We start from the raw sequence: 24,784 nt of genomic DNA on the forward strand, positions 1-24,784 counted from the left end.
AAAATGAAGCCTAAGATTTTATATATAGAAGATGAGCAAGACCTTGGAGGAGTTACTAAACAATACCTTGACCTTATGGAATTTGAAGTGACCTGGTGCCTATCAGGAGAGTCTGCATATAATGCGTTTCTCAACGACACATTTAACATTGTCGTTATTGACATCCAACTTCCGGACATGGATGGTTTCTCGCTTGCAAAACGTATTGTTGACCATGACAAGGATGTGTACTTTCTATTCCTAACTGCAAGAAACCTTAAACAGGACAAGATGAAAGGACTTCTCTTAGGAGCCATCGACTATATTGTAAAACCTTTCGATATTGACGAGCTCGTCTTACGCATGAAAAACATTGTTTCCAAGCAACTGATTACCAAACCACTATACTCTTCCCCTAATGAAAAAACTGTCAAGCTAGATGATGTGGTCTTTAATTCGGACAAGTTATCGCTATCCGTTGGCAATGGCCCCAGCACCATGCTCACACTCCGCGAGGCAGAACTATTTGAATATTTCTGTAAAAACAAAAACAGCATCATAAAACGGGAAGATATCCTGATCAATGTTTGGGGCGAAGACGATTACTTCTTGGGGAGGAGCCTTGATGTATTTGTATCTAGACTCCGTAAGCTACTGTCCAAATCAAAATCTATTAAAATAGAGAACGTCTATGGTGTCGGATTCATTCTATCGGCATCTGATTCGAAGTAGTTTAACAAACAGTACACTTTCTTGGTTACTTGCCTAATATTCACTACTTTCGTACATGACCAACAGTGAATACAACGCAATTATCTCCTTGTTGGACGATCCAGACAAGGACATTTTCCACGAAATCGAACATAAATTGATTACATGTGGACCAGAGGTTATTCCATCTTTGGAACAATCTTGGGAGGAATCTTTTGATGCCTTTTTACAAACGCGTATAGAGCAAATTATCCATAAAATACAGTTTAACCAGATTAAAAGCGATTTACAGCTTTGGGTCATGAGTAATAGCAGAGACTTATTGGAAGGCCTTCTAATCGTCAACCGATATCAATATCCAAACCTAAACGAAGAAGAGGTCTACGCAAAGATAGCCGAATTGCGCAGGGATGTTTGGTATCACCTCATATACGATATGAGTCCTGTTGAAAAGGTAAAATTACTGAACAATATCCTTTTTCGTGAATTTGGCTTGTCGGGAAACACTTCGGACTACCACGCTCCGCAAAATTCATTTATCAACAAGGTACTGGAAACAAAGAAAGGCAATCCAATTTCTTTGGCCTGCCTATATAGTTTGATAGCCCAGCGACTGGACATCCCGATCTATGGGATAAATCTTCCCAAACATTTTGTTTTGGCTTACATGAAAGAAGAAAATCCGGAGGAGGTACTTTTTTATATCAATGTATTTAACCGTGGACAGATTATGCGTGAAGATGATATCGTCTCCTTCCTCCGCCAGCTCAACCTTCCGGCAAGCGAAGAGTTTATAAAACCTTGTGACAATCTCGCTATTATCAAGCGTGTATTACGCAACCTGATAGCCGCCTATACACACATCGATAACCTGGAAAAAAGACAGGAGGTCCAACTCCTATTGGATCTTATTGACCCAGCGTAGAGTCATCTCTCGCGTCAAGCGCCAGTCCGACCGGTGTCTGTACCGTATTTAATTCCTTATCTGGAGCGACATTTCCATCATCGCTTATCTTAAATCGAAAAACTTTCTTAGCGCTGCTATCTGCTACATACAGATATACACCGGAGGCCCGTCTGTCCAGTTCTATATCCACAGGCATCTGCAATCCCGTGTTTGTTCCTGTAATAATACGTGTCGGGGTAATACGTTCCTGACTGGATAGAGAAGAGAAATTATCAAAAATCAAGATACGTCCTTGTCCCACAGCTGATTCATTCGGGTAGTCTGTCAAAGCCAATACATCTTTAATCATATCGTAGGAAATACCACGGATATTATGCGAACCTTCTACAGTAAGAGTACGTGTTGGTGTTAACGTACCGATGGAGTCCGCTTTGTTATAGGGCACTTTCGCAATATCTTCCACCACATAAATCCCACCATTCGTCCCTCTTTTAGAGAGATACAAATCATTATCTGCGTAAGCAATGTCATAAAAATCCATATCCTTAGCGATGAGTTTTATCAAAGGCTTGGTATGCCCATTCTTTGCTTGCGGACGCTCCACGATATATAACGTAGGAAGCATCTCTTCCCGATTCTTATCCAGCCCTCCTCGATTAGCAATGAAAAAATATTGATTCGTCCTGCTATATCCCAGCCCCGTTACCTCTGCAAATAGATAATTCCCCAACGAGCTCCTGTTTGTTGGAAGTCCGGTTGTCTGTCCGATCTCCATAGCGTGAATCGCCGTATCTGGATTAACACCTCCATTGGAACTGGATTGAAACAACGTTTTCAAAAAAGGCTCAAAGTATATTACCCCTCCCCCTTGCGCATTCGAAATGTGTCTGTAATTTATATCAAAATTATCATCATCTGCAGGATATACAATACGCACATTCCTTACCTGCTCACTTGTCGTTCCTGCACGGTTAAACTCCTCAATGGAAATATACAATCTGGAAAAACTCTCTCCTTCGGTGTCTGGTTCAGCATCATCCCTTTCACAGGCACTCATTCCAACCAACAAAAACAATATTGCAAACAATTTATATAAGGGAGATAACTTTGACATCTTTAACATTTTAACTTGTTACAAAAGTATAAAATTAAACGCTTTGTAAGCAATGAAAGCGACAACAGGATGTTAAGTTTTGCAAAACTTTACAGATTTGCGTAAAATTGCACCTTATTTCGATGCATTTATGGACAAGAAGGAATTTAATCGGGAAAAACTGGAGCTACCTAAAGAGGGCAAGAAGCTATTATTGCATTCTTGCTGTGCGCCCTGCTCTGGGGAGGTGATGGAAGCATTGATTTCTTCAGATATTGACTTTACCATCTACTTCTACAATCCTAACATCCATCCACGCAAAGAGTATGACTTACGGAAAGAGGAAAACATCCGTTTTGCAGAAAAATACAATATCCCTTTCATTGATGCCGACTATGATGTAGATCATTGGTTCGATCTGGCCAAAGGTATGGAACATGAGCCTGAACGTGGAGTCCGTTGCACCATGTGTTTTGATATGCGTTTCGAGAAGACGGCAGAATATGCAGCTGCAAATGGTTTTGACGTAATTTGCAGTTCTTTGGGTATTTCCCGCTGGAAAAACATGGAGCAAATCAATGATTGTGGTCTTCGTGCCGCAGCCCGTCACCCCAATATGGAATACTGGACGTTCAACTGGCGCAAAAAGGGAGGGTCAGCACGTATGCTGGAAATCAGCAAACGCGAGAAATTTTACATGCAGGAATACTGTGGCTGCGCCTATTCGCTTCGCGATACGAACAAGTGGCGTATGGCCAACGGGCGCGAAAAAATAGAGTTGGGCAAAAACTACTACGGAGACGAGGAACAATAATTTTGCAAAAAGTTTCCTTCTTATCAAAATAATAATTAATTTTGCAGGCTCAAATGCAGATTGTGAAACATCTAAAACAATATAAGATACCTTTCTCAGGCTTGGCCTCAGGAAAACACGATTTTGAATTTGAGATTGACGATAAGTTCTTTGACTGTTACGAACATTCCTTAGTAAAAAAGGGTTCATTGAAAGCACATGCTGAACTGCAAAAGCAGGAGAACATGTTGATTGTCAACTTTGGCATTCAAGGCAATATCAGCTTGACTTGCGATATCTGTTTAGCGGAATTTGACGCCCCTTTGCACTTCACGGAACGTACTTTGGTGAAGTTCACCGAAGAAGATTGGGAAAATAACACCGAAGAGGTGGTCGTACTGTCCAAAACAGATTACGAATTGAACATTGCTGATCTACTTTACGAATTCATCAACGTACGCGTGCCTTACTATAGCAAATGCTCGGAACAAGGCAACAACATTAGCTGTGACCCCGAGATGCTATCCCGGCTGAATACAGCTGAAGCAGAGGACGGATCGGCATCGACAGAAGAAAAAATTGACCCGCGTTGGGCAGCATTAAAGAATATTAAAAATAACTAAAACACAAATACGAGATGGCACATCCAAAACGTAAGACTTCTAAAACAAGAAGAGACAAAAGAAGAACACATTATAAGGCTGAAAGACCTACATTGACAGTATGTAAAGAAACTGGTGCAGTTCACACTCCACACCGTGCTTACACAGTTGATGGCAATGTATACTATAACGGTAAGTTAATTATTGACAACACTGCAGCTGTCTAACGACATCATTCAAAAGCGAACATCCCAAATAGGTATAAAAAATTTAATTTTTATACTTCAATTTGGGATGTTTTTGCGTATTATTGATTTATAAATAATAACGAATGAAGATTGGTTTAGACGTTTTAGGGGGTGATTATGCTCCCGAATCTAACATTTTGGGCGCTATTGCCGCTCAAAAAACATTAAAAGACGATCAACGTCTTGTCCTTTTTGGTGACCAGGAGGATACCGTGGAGCGCTTGAAACAAGCCGGTGCAAACCCCGACGACTTTGACTTCATCCACGCTCCTGATGCAATCAGTATGCACGAGCATCCTACGAAAGCCATTTCCCAAAAGCCAAATTCCAGCATAGCTAAAGGATTTGTGCTACTCAAAAACGGTGACATAGACTCTTTTGCTTCTGCCGGAAATACCGGAGCCATGCTGGTCGGAGCCGTGTTCAGCGTAAAAACTATTCCCGGAGTCTTAAGACCTGCCATTGCGACGAACGTTCCTAAATTAAAAAGCGGATTCGGGCTTCTGCTCGATGTTGGTGCAAATGCAGATTGTAAACCCGAAATGTTGAACCAGTTTGCCATCCTGGGCAGCCTATACACCCAGCACATATATGGCATACAAGATCCTAAAGTCGGACTGCTTAACATTGGCGAGGAAGAAGAAAAAGGAAACAACTTAACAATATCAACCTATCCCCTACTCAAAGAGAACGATAAGATTAATTTTATAGGTAATGCAGAAGGCCGTGACTTATTTACGGATCTGGCAGACGTATATGTCTGCGACGGCTTTACGGGCAATGTTGTCCTAAAACTTGCCGAGTCATTCTACGTTGTCACCTTAAAGAAAGGGATGAAGGACGATTTCTTTGATAGATTCAACTATGAGCAATACGGCGGCAGCCCTATTCTAGGTGTAAATGCACCGGTCATTATTGGTCATGGCATTTCAAGCCCTGAAGCTATCAAGAATATGGTTTTACTTTCACGCAATATGATCGAATCTCAAGTTGTAGACAAGATCAGGAGCGCTTTCAATTAAAGATTATGTCAAAAATTCATGCTGCTATTACTGCGGTAAACGGGTATGTTCCAGATTATGTTCTTACGAATCAGGAACTGGAAACGATGGTAGATACCAACGATGAGTGGATTGTCACACGTACCGGGATCAAAGAAAGAAGAATCCTTAAGGGTGCAGGAAAAGCGACTTCGGATCTGGCTGTACCAGCGGTAAAAGGACTGCTCGAAAAAAGAGGAATCTCTGCTGAGGAAATCGAATTAATTATTTTTTGTACCAGTACAGCGGATATGATGTTCCCAGCTACGGCGAATATCCTGGCTGATAAAATCGGCGCAAAAAATGCTTGGGGTTACGACTTGCAAGCAGCTTGTTCCGGTTTCTTGTTCGGATTGACAACCGGCGCTCAGTTTATCGAGTCCGGAAAACATAAAAAAGTATTGGTTGTTGGTGCTGATAAAATGTCGGCCGTAGTCAACTATCAGGATCGTAATACTTGTATCCTATTTGGTGACGGTGCAGGCTGTGTTTTGTTGGAACCCAACGACGAAGGAAATGGCGTAATCGATGCCGTATTGAAAACAGACGGATCGGGAGGCCCTTTTTTGAATATTAAAGGGGGAGGTTCATTAAACCCTGCGTCACAAGCTACCGTAGAAGCTGGCCTACACTATGCATTCCAGGAAGGACGTACAGTGTTCAAATTCGCCGTAACCAATATGGCGGAAGTAGCAGCAGAGGTAATGGAAAGAAACAATCTAACCTCGGAGGATGTAAACTGGCTGGTACCGCATCAAGCTAACAAACGTATCATCGACGCTACTGCAGAGAGAGCTGGATTACCCGAGGAAAAAGTCATGGTGAACATCCATAAATATGGAAATACCACAAGTGCAACCATTCCACTTTGTTTATGGGAATGGGAAGATAAACTCAAAAAAGGTGATAATCTGATATTAGCTGCATTTGGTGGCGGTTTTACTTGGGGTTCTATTTACCTCAAATGGGCCTATACGAAATAATAATATTTGTATTATCTTTATCAATTCAACTAAAAGAAATTTAAACATAAAACCTACTAACGATATGAGTATGGATATTAAACAAATTCAAGACCTGATTAAATTTGTTGCGAAGTCGGGCGTGAATGAAGTCGCTATTGAAGAAAAAGACTTTAAGATTACCATAAAGACAAATCAAGAGCCTACGTATGTTACTGCTACAGTACCGGCTCCGGTAGCTGCTTTATCTGCACAAGCTCCTGTGGCTGCTGCTACACCAGCTGCAGCACCAACAACACCGGCGGCTCCTGCTGCTGCAGAGAACAACAGCAATTTGATTACTATCAAATCACCAATGATTGGAACATTCTATCGTGCTTCAGGACCAGACAAACCAACCTTTGCTAATGTAGGTGACGAAATTGCTCCGGGCAAAGTTTTGTGCATCATTGAAGCTATGAAATTGTTCAATGAGATTGAATCGGAAGTTTCAGGTAAAATCGTTAAAATCTTAGTAAACGATGCACAGCCTGTAGAATTTGACCAACCATTATTCTTGGTTGACCCATCATAAGCGTAGTGCGATATGCGTACTGGGATATCTCTATACGCATATCGCATATCACAATACTCTATAATTTCCAAATCATAGCAGATGTTTAAAAAAATATTAATAGCCAATAGAGGGGAAATTGCCCTCCGTATTATTCGTACATGTCGTGAGATGGGAATCAAAAGTGTCGCTGTATATTCGACAGCCGATAGGGACAGCTTACATGTGCGTTTTGCGGATGAAGCCGTGTGTATCGGTCCTCCTGCGAGCAAAGATTCCTATTTGAGCATTCCCAATATTATCTCGGCAGCCGAATTGACTAATGCTGATGCTATCCACCCGGGTTACGGATTTTTATCTGAAAATGCTAAATTTTCGGCTATCTGTGCAGAATATGGCATCAAGTTCATTGGTGCTACAGCCACACAGATCGAACAGATGGGAGATAAAGCTTCGGCAAAAGACACCATGAAGAAAGCTGGTGTACCTACCGTGCCGGGTTCTGATGGTTTAGTACCCGATGTAAAAACAGGTATTAAATTAGCTAACGAAATCGGTTACCCGGTCATTATCAAAGCTACTGCAGGTGGTGGTGGACGTGGTATGCGGATTATCTGGAAAGACGAAGAGTTCGAACCCAATTGGGATTCAGCACGTCAAGAGTCCGCAGCTGCATTTGGCAATGACGGTATCTATTTAGAGAAATTTGTGGAAGATCCACGTCATATTGAAATCCAAGTTATCGGTGACCAATACGGAAAAGTGTGCCATCTTTCAGAGCGTGACTGTTCGATACAGCGCCGCCATCAAAAATTGGTGGAAGAAGCCCCTTCTCCATTTATCACGCCTGAACTGCGTGCAACAATGGGTGAAGCTGCAATCAAAGGTGCACAGGCAGTAAACTATGAAGGTGCCGGAACAATTGAGTTCTTGGTCGATAAACATCGGAACTTCTACTTCATGGAGATGAACACCCGTATACAAGTAGAGCATCCTGTAACAGAAGAAGTCATCAACTTCGACTTGATTAAAGAACAAATCAAAGTTGCTGCCGGTATCCCTATTTCCGGAAAAAGCTACGAGCCAACGATGCATGCCATCGAATGTCGTATCAATGCAGAAGACCCATTCAACAATTTCCGTCCTTCGCCAGGTAAAATCACCAACTTCCACTCTCCTGGTGGACATGGCGTGCGTGTGGATACGCACGTATATTCTGGATATACAATTCCACCAAATTACGACTCCATGATTGCAAAACTTATCTGTGTCGCACAGACGCGTGAGGAAGCGATCAACACGATGGAACGGGCCTTGAGCGAATTTGTGATTGAAGGTATCAAAACCACGATACCATTACATCTACGATTAATGCGCGACCCGAACTTTAGAGCGGGTAACTTTACCACTAAATTCATGGAGACTTTCGATTTGACGGAGTATCCTGATGAAGAGGTTTAATAAAATTTCTTTTACAAAAGACGAAAATACCATTCTTATGGATAAGAATGGTATTTTTGTTTGTTCCGGAAAATAAAACATTACGATGTCGAAGTCTAACGCACTTATAAAAGCAATAAAAGAAAAAGGAAAAAATTTAGAAGCAGAAATGTCTTTTTTTGACCATTTAGAGGTCTTAAGATGGCATATTATCCGCTCCGTTATCGCTATTGCAGTTTTTGCTCTCCTCTCCTTCACATTTTATGATTTTGTGTTCAACGAAATCATTATGGGGCCAAAAAAACTTGATTTTTGGACATATCGCATGATGTGTAAAGTCGGCGTACTGCTGAATTTGGATGGATTCTGCGTAGAACGGATTCCTTTTAGTCTTATCAATACAGAAGTCGCAGGTCAGTTCATGTTGCAGATTAATTCCTGTCTACTGATGGCATTAGCCATGGGCTTTCCTTATTTGCTATTCGAAATTTGGCTTTTTGTAAAACCAGCTTTGACCGATGTAGAACGTAGTTCAGCAAGAGGATTTGTATTCTATGCAACAGTCTTGTTTTTACTAGGTGCTTTGTTTGGTTATTATATTGTCGTGCCGTTGTCTATTAACTTTTTGGCAAATATTTCCTTGAGTAGTGAGATCACCAATCAGATTATGATTGATTCATACCTCTCTACCGTAGCGACATTAACTTTAGGCTGTGGGGTTATTTTCCTATTGCCGATTTTGATTTTCATCTTATCCAAATTAGGGCTGATGACACCAGCCTTTATGAGGGCCAGCAGACGCTATGCCGTCGTTATTATCCTCATCATAGCGGCTATCATTACACCTACAGCGGATGTGATTACCTTATTGACAGTAAGTGCGCCGATGTTCCTGCTGTATGAACTCAGTATTACGGTCTCGGCTAATGTTCAGAAAAGAAAAGAGTTGGCAGAAAAAGAGTTTTATAATAAATAGGTAAATACGTGAAATTATAAGTTAGTTTAACAATTTCACAGTTTAACGATTCAACAGTTTAACAACTTAACAAAAAATACGATGTCTAAAAAAATTGCAATCGGAAGCGACCACGCAGGCGTGGAATATAAAGCAGCTATTGTAGATTTCTTGAAAAACGAAGGTTATGAAGTGGCTGATTTTGGACCTACGTCCACAGACTCGGTTGATTATCCCGATTTTGCCCATCCTGTCGCCAACAGTGTAGAGCAAAGTGAAAATGACTTGGGAATCCTTATCTGCGGAAGTGCTAATGGCGTTGCGATCACAGCTAACAAACACCAAGGTGTGCGTGCAGCCATTGCTTGGCAGAATGAAATCTCAGCTTTGGCGCGTCAACATAACGATGCAAATGTCGTTTGTATTCCGGCACGTTTCATTGATATAGAATTAGCAAAGAAAATTGTGCACACATTCCTGACAACCGATTTTGAAGGCGGCAGGCATGCCAACCGTGTAAACAAAATATCCTGTTAGAAAAAAAATTAAAACCTATAAGGTTTTTGAAACCTTATAGGTTTACAGGCGATGTTTATAAAAAACATACAACACCAAAAAAAACGAAAATATGATGATAAGACAATGGATTAAACCTTTACTTTTAGTTCCTGCTTTATACAGCTGTGCTTTAGCTCAAGACCCCGTACAGCTAAAATATGCGGAACTAATGACACAGGAATCTGCTAAAAAACATTTGACCATCCTTGCTTCTCCGGAATTTGAAGGTAGAGGCACTGGACAAAAGGGTGGAGAAAAAGCAGCGAACTATATTGCAGAGGAGTTTAAATCTTACGGATTACTTCCTGTCGTTGGTGAAAGTTATTTTCAACCCGTCCATCTACTGAAAACGTCTTACGTGGTAGAAAATTTCACCATCAACGGACAGAACCTGGAAAATGGTAAGGATTTCTTCATTCAAGGTGATAACCAGAAAGCAGACTTCAACAGCGATGAAATTGTTTTCGTAGGCTACGGTATTCAAGATCCCAAACATAATGATTTAAAAAATCTTGATATTAAAGGAAAAGTTGTTTTGGTCATCAACGAAGGCGAACCTACGGATGCCCAAGGAAACTCTGTAATTACCGGAACCTCTAAAAAATCGGAATGGTCAACCAGTCGCTTCAAAAGACTTCAGGAATTGACAAAATTACAGCCAAAGCTCATCTTGGCAACAGGGTCTGGCGTAGCACAGATGATAGAACGTTTCGGTGCTCGAATGACTGGTGGGCGGTATTCCTTGGATTTAGGGGAGCAGGAAAATGTTGGATCAGCCAATACTCCAGTTGTGAACATCAAAGAGGAAACTGCAAATCAGATTTTAGCAGCTAAACAAACGACAGTTGAAGCCCAAAAGCAACAACCCTCTTCTTTCACCGTGAAAGCAAATCTTCAAGCCTCTATGGGTGTAGCACAGGAGAAGCTTTTCGATCCGAACGTATTGGGTTTATTGGAAGGATCAGACTTGAAGGACGAAATCATGGTGATCTCCGGGCACTATGACCATGACGGCATTTTGCCCGATGGCACTTTCTTCCCGGGAGCTGATGATAATGGTTCCGGAACAGTTGGTGTAATGGAAATCGCACGTGCTTTTGCGCAAGCAAAAAAAGACGGACATGGTCCACGTCGCAGTTTGCTCTTCATCGGCTTAGCTGCCGAAGAAAAAGGGTTATTAGGTTCAAAGTTTTACGTAGAAAATCCTATTTTCCCTTTGGAAAATACCGTAGCTTGTATCAATCTGGACATGATTGGCCGCATCGATGATAAACATCTCAATGGCAACCACAATTATATTCACGCCATCGGTTTGGATAAGCTTAGCTCTGAAATGAAAGCCGTAGCAGAAAAAGCCAATGATACTTACATACAAATGGAACTGGATTATATGTACGACGACCCGAACGATCCGTTGCGCCTGTATTACCGATCAGACCATTACAATTTTGCGGAAAAAGGAATCCCTTCGGCATTTTTCTTTTCTGGTCTTCACCGACATTACCATACACCGGAAGATACGGTCGATAAAATCGACTTCCCGATGATGGTAAAGCGTGAAAAGCTTGTTTTCCATACAGTTTGGGATATCGCAAATCGGGATAAACGACTTCCAGTCGATTCAAATAAACAGTAAATAAAAAATGCCTGCTTTAGTTAAGCAGGCATTTTTATTTTCATTTTCCCTTGCAAGATTAAAATCTATCTTTATTTTTGTAGTGTATTAATATACTAATACACTACAAATATAAACGCTATGATTAGAATAGACAATCTTTCATTTCACTACAAAAAGGATATTACCATCTTTGATAATATCAGCACCAGCATTCTCCCAGGGCATATATATGGACTTTTGGGATTAAACGGTATAGGCAAAACCACTTTACTAAAGCTCATTTGTGGCTTGTTGTTTCCTAAAGGAGGTTCCATAAACGTAAATGATTTCACGCCTTCCGAGCGAGAAGTCTCTTTTCTCTCCGATGTTTATTTCGTAACGGACGAAGTGGATTTGCCCAATTGGAGTATTGCCAATCTGATAACGATATACGGCCCGCTTTACCCAAAGTTTGACAAAAGGTATTTCAATGAAATATTATCCGCTTTTCAAGTAGACAATAGGGAGAACCTCAACGACCTCTCCTATGGCCAACGCAAAAAAGTGAACATCTCTTTTGCTTTAGCGACCAATGCCAGTCTATTATTGATGGACGAACCAACAAATGGTTTGGACATCCCCTCCAAAACCCAATTCCGAAAGATCATTGCTAAGCATATTTCGGACGATAAGACAATTATCATTTCCACACATCAAATTCGGGATATTCATCATTTGATTGACCATCTGCTCATTTTACAGAAACACCATCTGATATTGGACGAATCTATATACGAGCTAAGCCAGAAAATCAAATTCCAGCAAGGAAATTTTGAAGATGCACTTTACACAGAAGCCAGCTTAAATGGCAACATAAACATCCTGACGAATCCAAACAATGAAGACAGCTCTTTTGACATCGAGCTATTCTTCAACGCCATTCATGAAAATCCGACATTCCTCCAAACATTAAAAACCATTAACACACACGGCCATGCAGCACATTAGTCCTTTTAACCGCCTTCGGCTATGCCTGAGAGAATTCTGGGAATTGAATTATAAGAAGATTCTATCCATTCCACTTGTGATTCTTATTTTCTTTCTCCTGCTTTTATTGTGGCCGGGAAACTACCTTTACACCCTTATCTTTAACCCGAAAATGGCCGAAAGTCCGGGGTATTTCCTTGCAGCGATGGAGAGTGGATATGGAAGAGCTCGTGTCATCATATTATGCTTGATTCCTATATTCCTGATTTTGGTTTCCAACAGCTACCTCAAAAGTTTAAAAACAAGCGTTTCTTATGCCGTCAGGCCTTTCAGCAATCTGGATAGGGTCTTCTGCTTATGGATATACGCCCTATTTATTATCGGATTATCAATATTCAGCGTTTACCTATACGACATCATCACAGTATCTGTTTTTAAATCAACATATTACGACAAAACACTAATACTCTTAGAAGAGCAAGGGAATCTATATCCGAAATTCCAATTCGGATCGTTTTTTATGCCTCTTGATGCAAAGATCTACTTTGCCGTGAGTGGCATTATACTTCTGTTATTGCCTTTTTATCATCTCGCCTATTTCCTGTTCCAGAAAAACAGCCTGCTGTGGTCGGTCTTATTGTATATCCTCATCATTGTTGGCTCGATATATATATATGTAAAATTCATTATCAACTATTATTTCATTATTCCGTTTCATCCCGTAATCACTTCAACTATTTATGGGGTTATGGTATGTATTGTACTGGCGCTATTTGTAGCATCCTTTAAAGAAAAGTTAAAAGAAAGGGAGGTATAAGATGCAATTTCAGACAGACAAAGCCATCTATATCCAAATCGCCGAATATGTGATGGAGAAAATACTGACCGGCACCTGGGAATTGGATGGAAAAATACCGTCAGTACGTGACCTCGGTGGAGAAATCGAAGTAAATCCGAACACGGTTATGCGGGCTTACGATAAGCTACAGCAACAAAACATCATTTACAACAAACGGGGATTGGGATTCTTTGTTGCAGCAAATGCTATTTCCCTCATCACCAACGAAAGAAAGCAACATTTCATTGAAAATGAAATTCCTCAAATTTTCCGTACGATGGAATTGCTACAAATTTCCATCGACGATATTGTAGAACTTTATAACAAGCACACATCATGAAAAAATCTATTATACTCTTCATCGCAGCAACAGGCATTGCCGTTTCTCTATACCTTTTCCCATCTTTATATGGCAATGTAATCATGAAAGATAACAACCAGCCTGCCGATGGACTATCCAAATTGTGGATAGGTAAGAGAGATTTACGCCCAGTAAAACCGTTGGATAGCGAGATAACTATCGTGAAGATAATTGGGAATAGCCATGATCTTTTCCTCAACGTAGGACAAGCCGACAGCTCTACCTTGAACAGTAGAGAGGTAAATCGTTACCGCTATTATATACATCAAGATACGCTGTTCATCGAGATGAAAGGAAACGGTAATCTTTTTGTCGAAACAAAAGATAAGATAAAAGAGTTTATTATCCAGAACACCAATCTGCGCGTCGTCTGTCAAGGAGAATATCCTGCGCTTAAAATTGCTCTCGACCAGCAAACCAGAGCAAATATTACTAGCTCCGAAGCCTTTAAGGGAGCGTTCGTAACAATCGACAGTCTAGACATCAAAGCTGCCGATGAATCGGTCATTAATTTAGCGGCTATCAAAGCACATCAAATAAAAGCCCAAATAGATAATGCCGAAATGAATTACGATTCTTCATTACATGTCGACACGATGGTGGTAGCATTGAATGGAAGAAGTACCGTTAAATCCTCAAACCATACAGAAGAACAGAAAGTTAAAAACCTCACTATCTCGGGCAATCAGCAGTATTTCAAAAAAGAATTCGCAGGCAAAGGTGTACAGATCATAACAAAACCTTAATAAGGTCCGATATAGAGAGCATAACCGAAAATAACTAAAAACAGAAGGTGTCTCAAAAGTATTCACAAGTCTAAAAACACAGATTACTTGCGTTAAGCGGGCAATCTGACGATAGCTGAACTTTTTGGACACCTTTATGATTTATCCGATTATTATTTCCTCCTCCCAGACAACCTCCCCATCCAATGTGGTGTATTGCAAGGAGTAACTTCCGGCACAGATGCGAAAAGCTCCGATTCGATAGCCTGGATTCAATAAGGTATAATAAACCAATTTCCCGCTTTTATCTGTTGCCTTCAGTACCCGATAATCCGTGGTACTGCCAAACTTTTCTGGAATTTCATACTCATGATGATATACCTCCGAATCATCTGGGCAGCTTTCCACAGCCTTCAACTCACCTCCATAAAAAGCACCAAAATCATTAAATTTTGAGACGTTGGCCAATACCACTTTTTCTATCGCAGGATGCGATTCTTCTTTGGGGAAGATATAGATAAGACTCAGATACTTCTCCTCAAAAAGTTTTTCAGAAATAGGAATTACCGCATGATGTATCTCATTTTTCCGTTCTACAATCCGTTCTTCAAACCACTTTCCTTCCCCTGTAACCTTACGCTGCATCCGTCCCAAGTCCAGCAATTGCTCTCTCCCGTCCCGACTTACAGCATCTGTATTAACTAATGCAATAAGCTGATAACCCATCGGCACGGTATTTTTGAAAAGTACAGCATAGACATCTGTATTGTAGCCCAGTGTTCGAAGAAGTTTCTTTTGGTTCAAAGATAGTTTCTCCGCTTTTAATGGTGACGGGTCTACTTGCCACTCAATCTTTTCAAACATCATACTATCTAACCGGACAGTAAGACGCTCGTCAACATTGATAAAATATGGATAACCTTTCACCATGAACCCATTGGGCACCTGCTTGTACGATCTGCAACCGCAGAGTGATAGTACTAAATATAGTAAGATCAGTCTCGTCAACACCTGCAACATGCCCGACTATGGTTGAAGATTTATAGTTAGCGGGAAGCTAAAACTTGAACGAACAGGTTGTCCTGCAATTACAGCAGGATGCCATTTCTCTGCTTTCTTCAATACTGCAATAAGTGCTTCCGCTGTTCCGTATCCCGGATCTTTTACAGCTTTGAAAGTAGACAAGCTTCCATCTTCTTCAATCACAAACGATACTTCCATCTTGCCCTTCACTCCGACATCAATCGCTTCCTGCGGATACTGGTAATTCTCCTGTACCCATTTACGGAATACTGCTAAACCTCCCACAGGATCGGGGTGTACATTTACTTCAGAAAGATTTTCTGTAGCAGCATTTGATGGATTACTGCCTTTTTTAGGTGTAATTTGTGCCGGTATTTTTGGAGACTCATCGGATTCCAGATTAAGTGTCATAGGCAGGACATACGATACCCTTACCTTTTTCCCATTATGGATTCCCGGCATCCACTTATCCGCCTTCTTCAACGTTTCTATTAACGCTTCTGCTGTGCCGTATTTTATATCCTTTACAACCCCAAATGTGGATAAAGAACCATCTTTCTCCACCACAAATGAAACCTCCAGACGTCCTTTGATACCAGCATCTATGGCTTCTTGTGGATACTCATAACTAGCCAAAATCCACTTACGAAACCCATCCATACCTCCTTTAGGCTCTGGTTTCATCTCCAAATCTGAAAATGCAATAATAGTATCTTGTCCTGTAGATAACGGAAGATGCTCAATAGCATCATCCCTATCAAGGTGCAGATTGGTTATATTTCCAATACTTTCTTTCATACGATGGCTGAGCGAATCGTTAAACCCCACTGCTACACCCGACACCAACAACCCCATTGGCAGAATAGCGATATATTTCCACCGATTAATTCCTTTTGATTTATGCTTAAATAACATTTTAATACGTTTCTTTAAAAATGAATGATTAGAAAACTCATGCTCCAATGTTCCTGCAGGCACCCGAAGCGCATTCGTGACCAACAACTCGGCATATTGCACTTTATCAACCGCACATTGCTCATCGGCAATACATTCATGCTGCAATTTCAGTTCCTTGATGTACCAATGAAGAACGGGATTGAACCAGTTAAATATCCGTACAACTTCCAGAAACAGGATATCATAACTATGACCTTGTTGCACATGCACCTTCTCATGGCTATAAACTGTAGATGGTGAGAAAACATTCTTACCGATAAAAATCCGGTTAAAGAAAGAAAAGCTATGGTTCTCCTTCTCGTTTTGCCTCACCAAAGATGATAGTCCATACAAACGCCAGCACAACCAAAGGAACATAACAACCACACCTATTCCATAGGCTATACCGACCCATTGCATGGGGCTGATTGCCTGCCTTGATTGTGAATCCGTTGACAGAACAATCGCGTCTGCCTCCGTGAAATTCACCATCCGCAAAGGTTCGTACATGTCTTTGTGTGCACTTAAATCCAACATCTGTAATAAAGGCATACAAATAGATAAGATTACTGCGCTCAATAGATAGATCCGGTTCCACTGAAAAAAAGTCAATGGTTTCAAGGCAAGCCTATATAATCCGAAAAACAGGACTAAAGATATATTGACTAAAAGTAAGTACACCATGATTATTTTTTGTTGCGTTGAATGATATGCAGGATTTCATCAAGGTCTTGAATGCCTAATTGTTGTTCCTCCAAGAAAAATGAAAGCATGCTGCTTGCTGAATTATCAAAATAATTGTGCAAGAGTTTTCCTGTGATTATTTTCTTATATTCTTCTTTGCTGATCTTGGGGATATAGCGATGGCTTTTCCCATAAGACTCGTGATCTACGAAACCCTTGGTCTCGAGAATCCGAATAATTGTCGATACTGTATTGTACGCAGGTTTCGGCTCAGGCAAACGTTCCACGACATCTTTCACAAATCCCCCTCCCATTTCCCAGAGTTCCTGCATAATTTGTTCTTCTGCTTTTGTTAATTCTTTCATGTCACTCATGATACCATGTTTATTAATAAAGACAATATTGCCTATAATCGATTATACAGTCAAACATATAACTAAAAAAATAGTTTTAAAACTAAATTTTTAGTTTATTGCACAACAATCTGAAATACAGAAATATAAATTAATAAAACAACATCAAATGTCACTTTATTTATAAATGGAGTTACAACATATCCAAACTTTTCACTCATCAGATACAAGCTTGCAAAGGCGAAAGTTTAAACATTATTTCAAACAAAGGAATCCTACACAGGTAGAATAGACTCCTCAAAGATGCCGTCTATCTCCTAGGTTACGCTACGCTAAATTTAAGGGAATACATAATGACGCTCAATCCCAGCGTTGATTTTTACGGCGGTAAGCCTTTTTCTGTCCTTGTTTCTTTTTACGGTCTAAACGTTCCAGCACCTTAGATTTAGGTATTTTGGTAGCGATACGTTTTTTCTCTGGGCGGAGTGCTACTTCGAGCAGATTAAAGAAACGTTCGATTACTAACGCCTTGTTCCGCATTTGGCTTCGGTCATCGGACGCTTCCAACATAAGCACACCTTCTTTTGTCAAGCGGTGTTGCAGTCTTTTGATCAGCAAAGCTCTTTCTCCGTCAGTCAAATAAATTGAAGCACCAATATCCCATATCAAAGTGACTTTTGATTCCACTTTGTTCACATGTTGCCCACCTGCTCCACCCGACCGCGAAGTTTTGAATTGCAATTCCGAAAGAATATGTTCTTTGTCAATCATTGCGATAAACTTAGTAAAAAATATACAGCTTTCACACAACACCTCTCTGCACAACAGGTCGGGTAAACAAAATTTTGCACAATTATGGCACAGCACAAAGAAGAAAGTTCCGCAATAAATCCTTAATTTGCATTAGTAAAAAAGCATTCTTGGTACAAGGTGTGATCAGTTAGAAGAGAGAATTCTTTAAAAATAACACATATGAAAATAGGTATAGTATGTTATCCCACATTTGGTGGTAGCGGTGTGGTCGCTACCGAATTAGGTAAAGCACTGGCATCCAATGGACACGAAATACATTTCATCACCTATTCTCAACCTGCGCGATTAGATTTTTTTTCTGAAAACCTCTATTATCATGAAGTCGCTGTTGCACAATATCCGCTGTTTGACTTTTCTCCCTACGAATCCGCATTAGCAAGTAAGCTAGTGGATGTGGTGCGTTTTGAGAAATTGGATCTCCTGCATGTGCATTACGCTATTCCTCATGCCTCGGTTGCCTATCTTGCCAAACAAATATTAGCCACTTATGGCATTCATGTCCCTGTCGTAACTACATTACACGGAACGGATATTACCTTGGTAGGAAAAGACAAAAGTTTCAGCCCGGTAGTCACCTTCTCCATTAATCAATCGGACGGTGTAACGACAGTATCGGAAAGCCTGAGGCAACAGACATACGATTCTTTTGACATTAAACGTGATATTAAAGTAATCCCGAATTTTATTGACTTCTCCCGCTTTCACAATAAAAACCGTGAGCATTTCAAACGAGCCATAGCTCCTGGTAACGAACGTGTATTGACGCATACATCAAACTTTAGGAAAGTAAAGAATACTCAGGATGTTATCCGTATCTTCCAGAAAGTTAATGAACAGATTCCAAGCAAATTGCTGATGGTAGGTGATGGCCCTGAGAGACGGAATACAGAAGAGTTAGCAAGACAATTAGGTGTGAGCCAAGATGTACGCTTTCTTGGTAAGCAAGATGCCATAGAAGAAATCTTATCGGTTTCCGATTTATTCTTGATGCCTTCCTCTTCCGAAAGTTTTGGATTAGCTGCTTTAGAAGCTATGGCGTGTCATGTTCCCGTAGTATCAACCAATACCGGGGGGCTTCCAGAGTTAAACGTATATGGAGAAAGTGGCTTCCTTAGCGATATAGGCGATGTGGAAGATATGTCGAAGCATGCCATTTTTATCTTAGAAGATTGCGACCGCTTACAGCAGTTTAAAGAAGCAGCTTTTCAACGTGCAAAAGAATTCGATTTGCCTAAAATATTACCACTCTACGAAAATTATTACGAGCAGGTTTTACAGGATTCTAAGAAAAACGCATAAAAAGGCAAATATAATCGCTGAAGCGTTTAAAAAAAGTTTTATCTTTGGCTTTTGGAAATATTCCAAAAAAAGCAATCATGAAATATAAACGTATCCTACTCAAACTCAGCGGAGAAGCCTTAATGGGCGAACAAAGTTACGGCATCGATATCAATCGCGTACAACAATATGCAAACGATATCAAAGAAATTCACAGCCAAGGTCTTGAAATAGCCATCGTTATCGGTGGTGGTAACATACACCGAGGAATGAGTGCTGAACAAGCTGGGATGGATCGTGTACAAGCAGATTACATGGGTATGCTCGCTACGGTAATCAACAGTATGGCATTGCAAGATGCCCTGGAAAAAATCGAGCTAAAAACCCGTTTGCTTACGGCGATTAAGATGGAGCAAATTTGTGAACCTTTTATTCGTCGTCGTGCGGTACGACATCTTGAAAAGGGTCGTATTGTTATCTTTGGAGCAGGAACAGGCAACCCCTACTTCACTACCGATACAGCTGCCTCACTTCGCGCTATAGAAATCAATGCTGATGCCGTTTTGAAAGGTACACGTGTAGATGGAATTTATACTGCCGATCCAGAAAAAGACCCTACAGCGCAACGTTACGACAAAATCTCCTTCCAGGAAGTATACGAAAAAGGCCTTAATGTTATGGACATGACAGCCTTCACACTATGTCAGGAAAATAACCTTCCTATTATTGTATTCGATATGAACAAACCCGGAAACCTAAAAAAACTGGCTAACGGCGAACATATCGGCACGATTGTTAGTTAATTTATTTTGTAAAAGAAACACGAAAGATATGAACGAACTAATCTCCTTAGAATTAGACGACTGTAAAGAAAGTATGGCGAAAGCCGTTACGCACACGGAATCAGAATTAACCAAAATCAGAGCTGGAAAAGCTTCTCCATCTATGTTAGATGGCATTTCAGTCGATTACTATGGTAGTATGACCCCACTTTCTCAAGTGAGCAACATCAATACGACTGATGCTCGTACCATCGTCGTTCAACCATGGGAAAGAACGTTAATTGGTACTATTGAGAAAGCAATTATTGACTCCAACATCGGGTTGAATCCACAAAACGATGGATCTATCATCCGCCTAGCAGTTCCTCCTTTGACTGAGGAAAGACGTCGTGACTTAGTAAAAAAGGTGAAAGAAGAAGCTGAAAAGGGCCGTGTTGCCATTCGTAATATCCGTAAAGATACGAACGAGGGGATCAAAAAATTGAAAAACGATGGTGCTTCGGAAGATGAAATAAAAACAGGGGAAGCTGAAGTTCAAAAATTAACCGATGCCTATATCGTTAAAGTTGATCAATTGGCCGAGCTTAAGGAAAAAGATATTATGACGGTTTAAGTCTAAAAAAAATCAATATATAAAAAAAGGATTCTTAACTGATAAGAATCCTTTTTTTATAGCGTTATTTTATCTAACTTGAACTATTATAAATCATGTCTTAAAACAAACATACGTATGCAAAACTCAAGAAGAACATTCTTAAAGCAAGCTGGCTTAGGCTTGTCTGCAGCTTTCCTGAGCCCATATTTATTTTCATGCGGCAATAGCAAAGCGGGCAATAGCCCATTTCACAACTTAGGCGTACAATTATTCTCCGTTCGCGACCTTATCTCACAAGACCCTACCAAAACTCTAGAAACCATTGCAAAAATAGGTTATAAACACGTAGAAACTTTTGGTGTGGATGCAGCCAACGAAAAGTTTTGGAATCTCCCTGTCGATGAACTTAAAAAAGTTTTGGACGACAACAACCTGAAGACGCATAGTGGACATTACGATATGTCCAAATACTTAAGCCGAAAACACGAAGAAAAAGAAAACATCGAGAAATACATAGAAATTGCCCATAAGCTTGGACAGGAATACGTAATTGCACCAGTCACACCGATGGACGATTTGAATAATCTACAAGTCGAAGATTATCAATATGCAGCGGAACAGCTGAACAAGGCTGGTGAAATGGCACAAAAAGCTGGCATAAAAGTAGGCTATCACAATCATTTTTGGGAATTCAGGACTTTCGCCAACGGCACTAAAGGATTAGATATTCTGATTGCATTTACCGATCCGAACTTAGTACATTTTGAGCTTGACCTTTATTGGACAGAGAAAGCTGGATTTAGTCCACAATCCTATTTTGAAAAATATCCCGGCAGATTCAACTTATGGCATGTCAAAGATATGGACAAGCAATTCACTAAACCAGTAATTGGCGAAGAGTTTGATAAAAGCGGATTTATGGACATCATGAAAGAGATACGCTACACCGAGGTAGGAAGTGGTGCTATCGACTTCATCAACATTGCCAATTACGCAGAAAAAGCAGGGTTGAAATACGCTTTTGTGGAGCAAGATGATATTTATATGCCAAATAAGTTCGAAAGCTTAAAGAAAAGCTACGATTACGTACAGAAATTTTTGGCCAAATAGTTAATTTTTAATTGGGGATTATAACCCCCAATTAAAAACTTGTATTCTCTACCTCAGTTGCAGTTTTCTCTACAGCTTCTTTCAATTCTTGTTTAAAGCTTTTTACATTTTCTGCGATAGATACATCTGAAGTAGCCAATATCTGTGCTGCCAATATTCCCGCATTCTTTGCCGCATTCAATGCAACTGTTGCTACAGGGATGCCATTTGGCATTTGCAGGATAGACAATACCGAATCCCAACCATCAATGGAATTGGAAGATTTTACTGGCACACCAATAACGGGTAAGTGTGTAATAGATGCAACCATCCCTGGAAGATGTGCAGCTCCTCCCGCTCCGGCAATGATAACCTTTAATCCTTTTTCTGCTGCCGAAGCTGCATAATCAAACATACGCTGTGGTGTACGATGTGCCGAAACAATGGTTACTTCAAACGGTACATTCAGTTTTTTCAATACATCAATCGCATCCTGCATAACGGGAAGGTCTGATTTGCTTCCCATAATGATGCCTACTTGAGCTTTATTTTCTGGATTCATATTTATCGTATTTTTAGCCCCCTTACGGCTGGTGCACGCGTGCCGCATGTGCTAACATTATGCTTTTACCTTTAATATTTCTTGTATAAACCGTGCGTTTTTAATAGCCTCATCCCGGTCATCATTCACTATACATACATGTCCCATTTTCCGAAAAGGCTTTGTATATTTTTTACCATAAAGGTGTACAAATACGCCCTCTATACCCAATGCTTCTTCAACTCCGTCGTATTTGGCCATACCTTCATAATTAGGCTCCCCTAATAGATTAATCATAACAGCATTCGTACGAACTGCTGTAGAGCCTAAAGGCAGATTAAAGATAGCACGTAAATGTTGTGCAAACTGTGACGTGATATTTCCTTCAATCGTCTGGTGTCCGCTATTATGTGGTCGAGGAGCTAATTCATTTACCAAAATCTGCCCATCCTTCGTCAAGAACATTTCCACCGCAAGAAGTCCTACAATTTGCAAGTCATCCGCTATTTTTTTTGCAATTTCCTCCGCCTGTGTCTGAATTTCAAAACTTAAGGTCGATGGAGAAATCAAAAACTCTACCAGGTTGGCTTCAGGGTTAAACTCCATTTCTACTAAAGGGAATGTAGACACTTGCCCTTTATCATTACGTGCTACAATGACAGCAATTTCCTTTTCAAAATCCACCAATTCCTCTACTAAAGATGGCTCCTCAAAGGCTGTGGCAATAGCTGCTACATCGTTAATTTTCCTAACGCCTTTACCATCATAACCATCCTTACGTAACTTTTGAATATAAGGAAGGGAGATATGTGTGTCATGTAGATTTTCCTTATTGGAAATCAACTGAAATGCTGCTGTAGGAATACCGTTCTGCTTAAAAAACTGTTTCTGCAAGCCTTTGTCCTGAATCAGGCGAATAACCCGAGATTGCGGATAGACCATCACCCCTTCCTCTTCCAGCTTTTCCAAAGCATCGACATTAACTTTTTCGATTTCAATGGTAATCATATCCAGGTCTTTACCAAAGTTATAGACTGTCTCAAAATCACTTAAAGAACCTGTTTCAAAACGATTACATAATTTACGGCAAGGTGCGTTCTTATCAGGATCCAATACATGGACATTGACATTGTAATTGATAGCCTCTTGAATCAGCATGCGGCCCAATTGACCACCACCGAGGATACCTAACTGCAATTCGCCATAAAAATCTTTTGCCATAATATCTATTAATAAATTAAACTTGCTCAGGAAAATATTGCTCCTGAAGTATACTTTCTTTTTCTATTTTCTTTTGTAACTCTAAAAATGCACCAATCAATGCTTCTGGTCTCGGCGGACAGCCCTGCACATAGACATCCACAGGGATAATCTTATCCACTCCCTTGACAACATGGTAGCCATGTTGCCAATATGGCCCTCCACAGTTGGAACAGGACCCCATGGATATAACGTATTTCGGTTCAGGCATTTGCTCGTATAATTTACGGATACGGTCTGCCATTTTAAAGGTAACTGTTCCCGCAATAATCATCACATCACACTGCCTTGGCGAAGGGCGAGGAAACACACCCAATCTATCCAAATCATAAGTAGAGGCCATCGCCCCCATCATCTCAATGGCACAACAGGCGATACCGAAACTTACAGGCCACAACGAAGATAATCTAGCCCAATTCAGCAGGTCATCCATCTTAGCAATGATAACTCCTCCGTTCTGTTGTTGACTTTCAGGCATACTCATAGCAGGGCTCAATTAGTTTTCTTGAATTTGGGACGAAAACCTAAACCTGCTGTAGCGGGTTTAGCTTGTTCAGCAGATTTTTCTTCCTCCGCAACCATGCGGTGATCTCTCAAAAGATATTGCTTTTCATTTATTGCTCGGTAAGCCTCTGCTGGAATGCCAACCTTAACTTTTGGTGTCTGATGCGCTGGTTTTATCCATGCGACATCACCTCGCTTCCAAACATAGATTAAACCAACAACCAAAATACCGATAAATATCGCCATCTCTACTAAAGTAAACCAGCCCCATCGTGCATCTGCAGCAATCAACGCCTTATTTCCGAAGACTGTCGCCCATGGAAACACAAAAATCAACTCCACATCAAAGAGGAGGAAGACTAAGGCTATGACATAAAATCTGGGATTAATCTGTACCCAAGCACTGCCCGTGGTTTCTTCTCCACATTCGTATGTGCTGAGTTTCTCGGGATTCGGTTTTTTAGGAGATATAATTTTCGACAAAAAGATGGTTGCGCACACCAATAGAGCACCTACTATACCTATAAGTAGTATTTTTCCATATTCCGATAGCTGCGCGGGGTCATCCATATTGCAA

29 protein-coding genes are annotated in these 24,784 nt (G+C 40.5%); 20 read left to right on the plus strand and 9 right to left on the minus strand.

What is annotated here, in order from left to right:
* Positions 1–3 precede the first annotated feature (3 nt).
* The gene (locus BM375_RS10555; protein ID WP_093365887.1) at positions 4–711 is read left to right on the plus strand and encodes a response regulator transcription factor; all 708 of its coding nucleotides are present in this window, start codon (positions 4–6) and stop codon (positions 709–711) included.
* Positions 712–766: 55 nt separating this feature from the next.
* On the plus strand, positions 767–1,615 hold the full coding sequence (locus BM375_RS10560) for a transglutaminase-like domain-containing protein (RefSeq protein ID WP_093365889.1): 849 nt from the start codon (positions 767–769) through the stop codon (positions 1,613–1,615).
* Here the strand turns inward: BM375_RS10560 and BM375_RS10565 are convergent.
* Entirely contained in the window at positions 1,599–2,711 is a 1,113-nt protein-coding gene (locus tag BM375_RS10565) for a hypothetical protein (RefSeq protein ID WP_093365890.1), read from the minus strand. The genes BM375_RS10560 and BM375_RS10565 overlap by 17 nt on opposite strands.
* A 79-nt stretch (positions 2,712–2,790) precedes the next feature.
* Between BM375_RS10565 and BM375_RS10570 the strand changes: the two genes are divergently transcribed.
* From BM375_RS10570 to BM375_RS10635, 14 genes are all read left to right on the plus strand, one after another.
* Positions 2,791–3,504 (plus strand): epoxyqueuosine reductase QueH, encoded by a 714-nt coding sequence (locus tag BM375_RS10570; RefSeq protein WP_244525877.1) that lies wholly within the window; start codon positions 2,791–2,793, stop codon positions 3,502–3,504.
* Positions 3,505–3,557: 53 nt separating this feature from the next.
* A complete protein-coding gene (locus BM375_RS10575; RefSeq protein WP_244525878.1) occupies positions 3,558–4,106 on the plus strand; it encodes a YceD family protein in 549 nt (182 codons plus the stop codon).
* A 14-nt stretch (positions 4,107–4,120) separates the two neighbouring features.
* Positions 4,121–4,312 (plus strand): 50S ribosomal protein L32, encoded by a 192-nt coding sequence (rpmF, locus tag BM375_RS10580; RefSeq protein ID WP_093365892.1) that lies wholly within the window; start codon positions 4,121–4,123, stop codon positions 4,310–4,312.
* A gap of 104 nt (positions 4,313–4,416) precedes the next feature.
* Positions 4,417–5,355, plus strand: coding sequence for a phosphate acyltransferase PlsX (gene plsX / locus BM375_RS10585; protein ID WP_093365893.1), 939 nt, complete (start codon positions 4,417–4,419; stop codon positions 5,353–5,355).
* A 5-nt stretch (positions 5,356–5,360) separates the two neighbouring features.
* The gene (locus BM375_RS10590; protein ID WP_093365895.1) at positions 5,361–6,356 is read left to right on the plus strand and encodes a beta-ketoacyl-ACP synthase III; all 996 of its coding nucleotides are present in this window, start codon (positions 5,361–5,363) and stop codon (positions 6,354–6,356) included.
* A gap of 64 nt (positions 6,357–6,420) precedes the next feature.
* On the plus strand, positions 6,421–6,909 hold the full coding sequence (gene accB, locus BM375_RS10595) for an acetyl-CoA carboxylase biotin carboxyl carrier protein (protein ID WP_093365896.1): 489 nt from the start codon (positions 6,421–6,423) through the stop codon (positions 6,907–6,909).
* 81 nt (positions 6,910–6,990) lie between these two features.
* Entirely contained in the window at positions 6,991–8,349 is a 1,359-nt protein-coding gene (accC, locus tag BM375_RS10600) for an acetyl-CoA carboxylase biotin carboxylase subunit (RefSeq protein WP_093365898.1), read from the plus strand.
* Between the two features lie 85 nt (positions 8,350–8,434).
* A complete protein-coding gene (gene tatC / locus BM375_RS10605; protein ID WP_093365899.1) occupies positions 8,435–9,304 on the plus strand; it encodes a twin-arginine translocase subunit TatC in 870 nt (289 codons plus the stop codon).
* Positions 9,305–9,385: 81 nt separating this feature from the next.
* The gene (rpiB, locus tag BM375_RS10610; protein WP_093365901.1) at positions 9,386–9,820 is read left to right on the plus strand and encodes a ribose 5-phosphate isomerase B; all 435 of its coding nucleotides are present in this window, start codon (positions 9,386–9,388) and stop codon (positions 9,818–9,820) included.
* A 91-nt stretch (positions 9,821–9,911) separates the two neighbouring features.
* Entirely contained in the window at positions 9,912–11,477 is a 1,566-nt protein-coding gene (locus BM375_RS10615) for a M28 family peptidase (RefSeq protein ID WP_244525879.1), read from the plus strand.
* Between the two features lie 120 nt (positions 11,478–11,597).
* Positions 11,598–12,446 (plus strand): ABC transporter ATP-binding protein, encoded by an 849-nt coding sequence (locus BM375_RS10620; RefSeq protein WP_093365902.1) that lies wholly within the window; start codon positions 11,598–11,600, stop codon positions 12,444–12,446.
* Complete coding sequence (locus tag BM375_RS10625) at positions 12,433–13,242, plus strand: hypothetical protein (protein WP_139227561.1); 810 nt, start codon at positions 12,433–12,435, stop codon at positions 13,240–13,242. Before BM375_RS10620 ends, BM375_RS10625 begins: the two co-directional genes overlap by 14 nt.
* Before the next feature lies 1 nt (position 13,243).
* Positions 13,244–13,603 carry a GntR family transcriptional regulator gene (locus BM375_RS10630; protein ID WP_093365906.1) on the plus strand — a complete coding sequence of 120 codons (360 nt, stop codon included), beginning with the start codon at positions 13,244–13,246 and terminating at the stop codon, positions 13,601–13,603.
* Entirely contained in the window at positions 13,600–14,370 is a 771-nt protein-coding gene (locus BM375_RS10635) for a hypothetical protein (RefSeq protein ID WP_093365908.1), read from the plus strand. The genes BM375_RS10630 and BM375_RS10635 overlap by 4 nt, the downstream gene beginning before the upstream one ends.
* 141 nt (positions 14,371–14,511) lie before the next feature.
* Here BM375_RS10635 and BM375_RS10640 read toward each other — a convergent pair whose 3' ends face one another.
* The 4 genes from BM375_RS10640 to arfB form a co-directional block, all read right to left on the minus strand.
* Positions 14,512–15,369, minus strand: coding sequence for a hypothetical protein (locus BM375_RS10640; protein ID WP_212611665.1), 858 nt, complete (start codon positions 15,367–15,369; stop codon positions 14,512–14,514).
* A 6-nt stretch (positions 15,370–15,375) separates the two neighbouring features.
* On the minus strand, positions 15,376–16,992 hold the full coding sequence (locus BM375_RS10645; RefSeq protein WP_093365912.1) for an energy transducer TonB: 1,617 nt from the start codon (positions 16,990–16,992) through the stop codon (positions 15,376–15,378).
* Between the two features lie 2 nt (positions 16,993–16,994).
* Positions 16,995–17,366: a BlaI/MecI/CopY family transcriptional regulator gene (locus BM375_RS10650; RefSeq protein ID WP_093365914.1), complete on the minus strand. Its 372-nt coding sequence runs from the start codon at positions 17,364–17,366 to the stop codon at positions 16,995–16,997.
* 339 nt (positions 17,367–17,705) lie between these two features.
* Positions 17,706–18,116, minus strand: coding sequence for an alternative ribosome rescue aminoacyl-tRNA hydrolase ArfB (gene arfB / locus BM375_RS10655; protein WP_212611666.1), 411 nt, complete (start codon positions 18,114–18,116; stop codon positions 17,706–17,708).
* Positions 18,117–18,317: 201 nt separating this feature from the next.
* Here arfB and bshA point away from each other — a divergent pair, with 201 nt between their 5' ends.
* The 4 genes from bshA to BM375_RS10675 all read left to right on the plus strand — a co-directional run bounded on the left by bshA (position 18,318) and on the right by BM375_RS10675 (position 21,923).
* Positions 18,318–19,457, plus strand: a complete 1,140-nt coding sequence (gene bshA / locus BM375_RS10660) for an N-acetyl-alpha-D-glucosaminyl L-malate synthase BshA (RefSeq protein WP_093365916.1) — start codon at positions 18,318–18,320, stop codon at positions 19,455–19,457.
* Between the two features lie 77 nt (positions 19,458–19,534).
* Entirely contained in the window at positions 19,535–20,239 is a 705-nt protein-coding gene (pyrH, locus tag BM375_RS10665; RefSeq protein ID WP_093365918.1) for a UMP kinase, read from the plus strand.
* 28 nt (positions 20,240–20,267) lie between these two features.
* Positions 20,268–20,831: a ribosome recycling factor gene (gene frr, locus BM375_RS10670; RefSeq protein WP_093365919.1), complete on the plus strand. Its 564-nt coding sequence runs from the start codon at positions 20,268–20,270 to the stop codon at positions 20,829–20,831.
* A gap of 117 nt (positions 20,832–20,948) precedes the next feature.
* Positions 20,949–21,923, plus strand: coding sequence for a sugar phosphate isomerase/epimerase family protein (locus BM375_RS10675; protein WP_093365921.1), 975 nt, complete (start codon positions 20,949–20,951; stop codon positions 21,921–21,923).
* 31 nt (positions 21,924–21,954) lie between these two features.
* Here the strand turns inward: BM375_RS10675 and purE are convergent, their stop codons facing one another.
* The 4 genes from purE to BM375_RS10695 are packed head-to-tail and all read right to left on the minus strand — an operon-like array spanning position 21,955 to position 24,777.
* Entirely contained in the window at positions 21,955–22,464 is a 510-nt protein-coding gene (purE, locus tag BM375_RS10680; protein WP_093366125.1) for a 5-(carboxyamino)imidazole ribonucleotide mutase, read from the minus strand.
* Between the two features lie 57 nt (positions 22,465–22,521).
* Positions 22,522–23,664 carry a 5-(carboxyamino)imidazole ribonucleotide synthase gene (locus BM375_RS10685; protein ID WP_093365922.1) on the minus strand — a complete coding sequence of 381 codons (1,143 nt, stop codon included), beginning with the start codon at positions 23,662–23,664 and terminating at the stop codon, positions 22,522–22,524.
* Positions 23,665–23,680: 16 nt separating this feature from the next.
* On the minus strand, positions 23,681–24,187 hold the full coding sequence (locus BM375_RS10690) for an NADH-quinone oxidoreductase subunit B (protein WP_093365924.1): 507 nt from the start codon (positions 24,185–24,187) through the stop codon (positions 23,681–23,683).
* Positions 24,188–24,195: 8 nt separating this feature from the next.
* Positions 24,196–24,777 carry an NADH-quinone oxidoreductase subunit A gene (locus BM375_RS10695; protein WP_093365925.1) on the minus strand — a complete coding sequence of 194 codons (582 nt, stop codon included), beginning with the start codon at positions 24,775–24,777 and terminating at the stop codon, positions 24,196–24,198.
* Positions 24,778–24,784: the final 7 nt, after the last annotated feature.

The sequence above is a fragment of the Sphingobacterium wenxiniae genome (genome assembly GCF_900116225.1).
Taxonomy (GTDB): Bacteria; Bacteroidota; Bacteroidia; order Sphingobacteriales; family Sphingobacteriaceae; genus Sphingobacterium; species Sphingobacterium wenxiniae.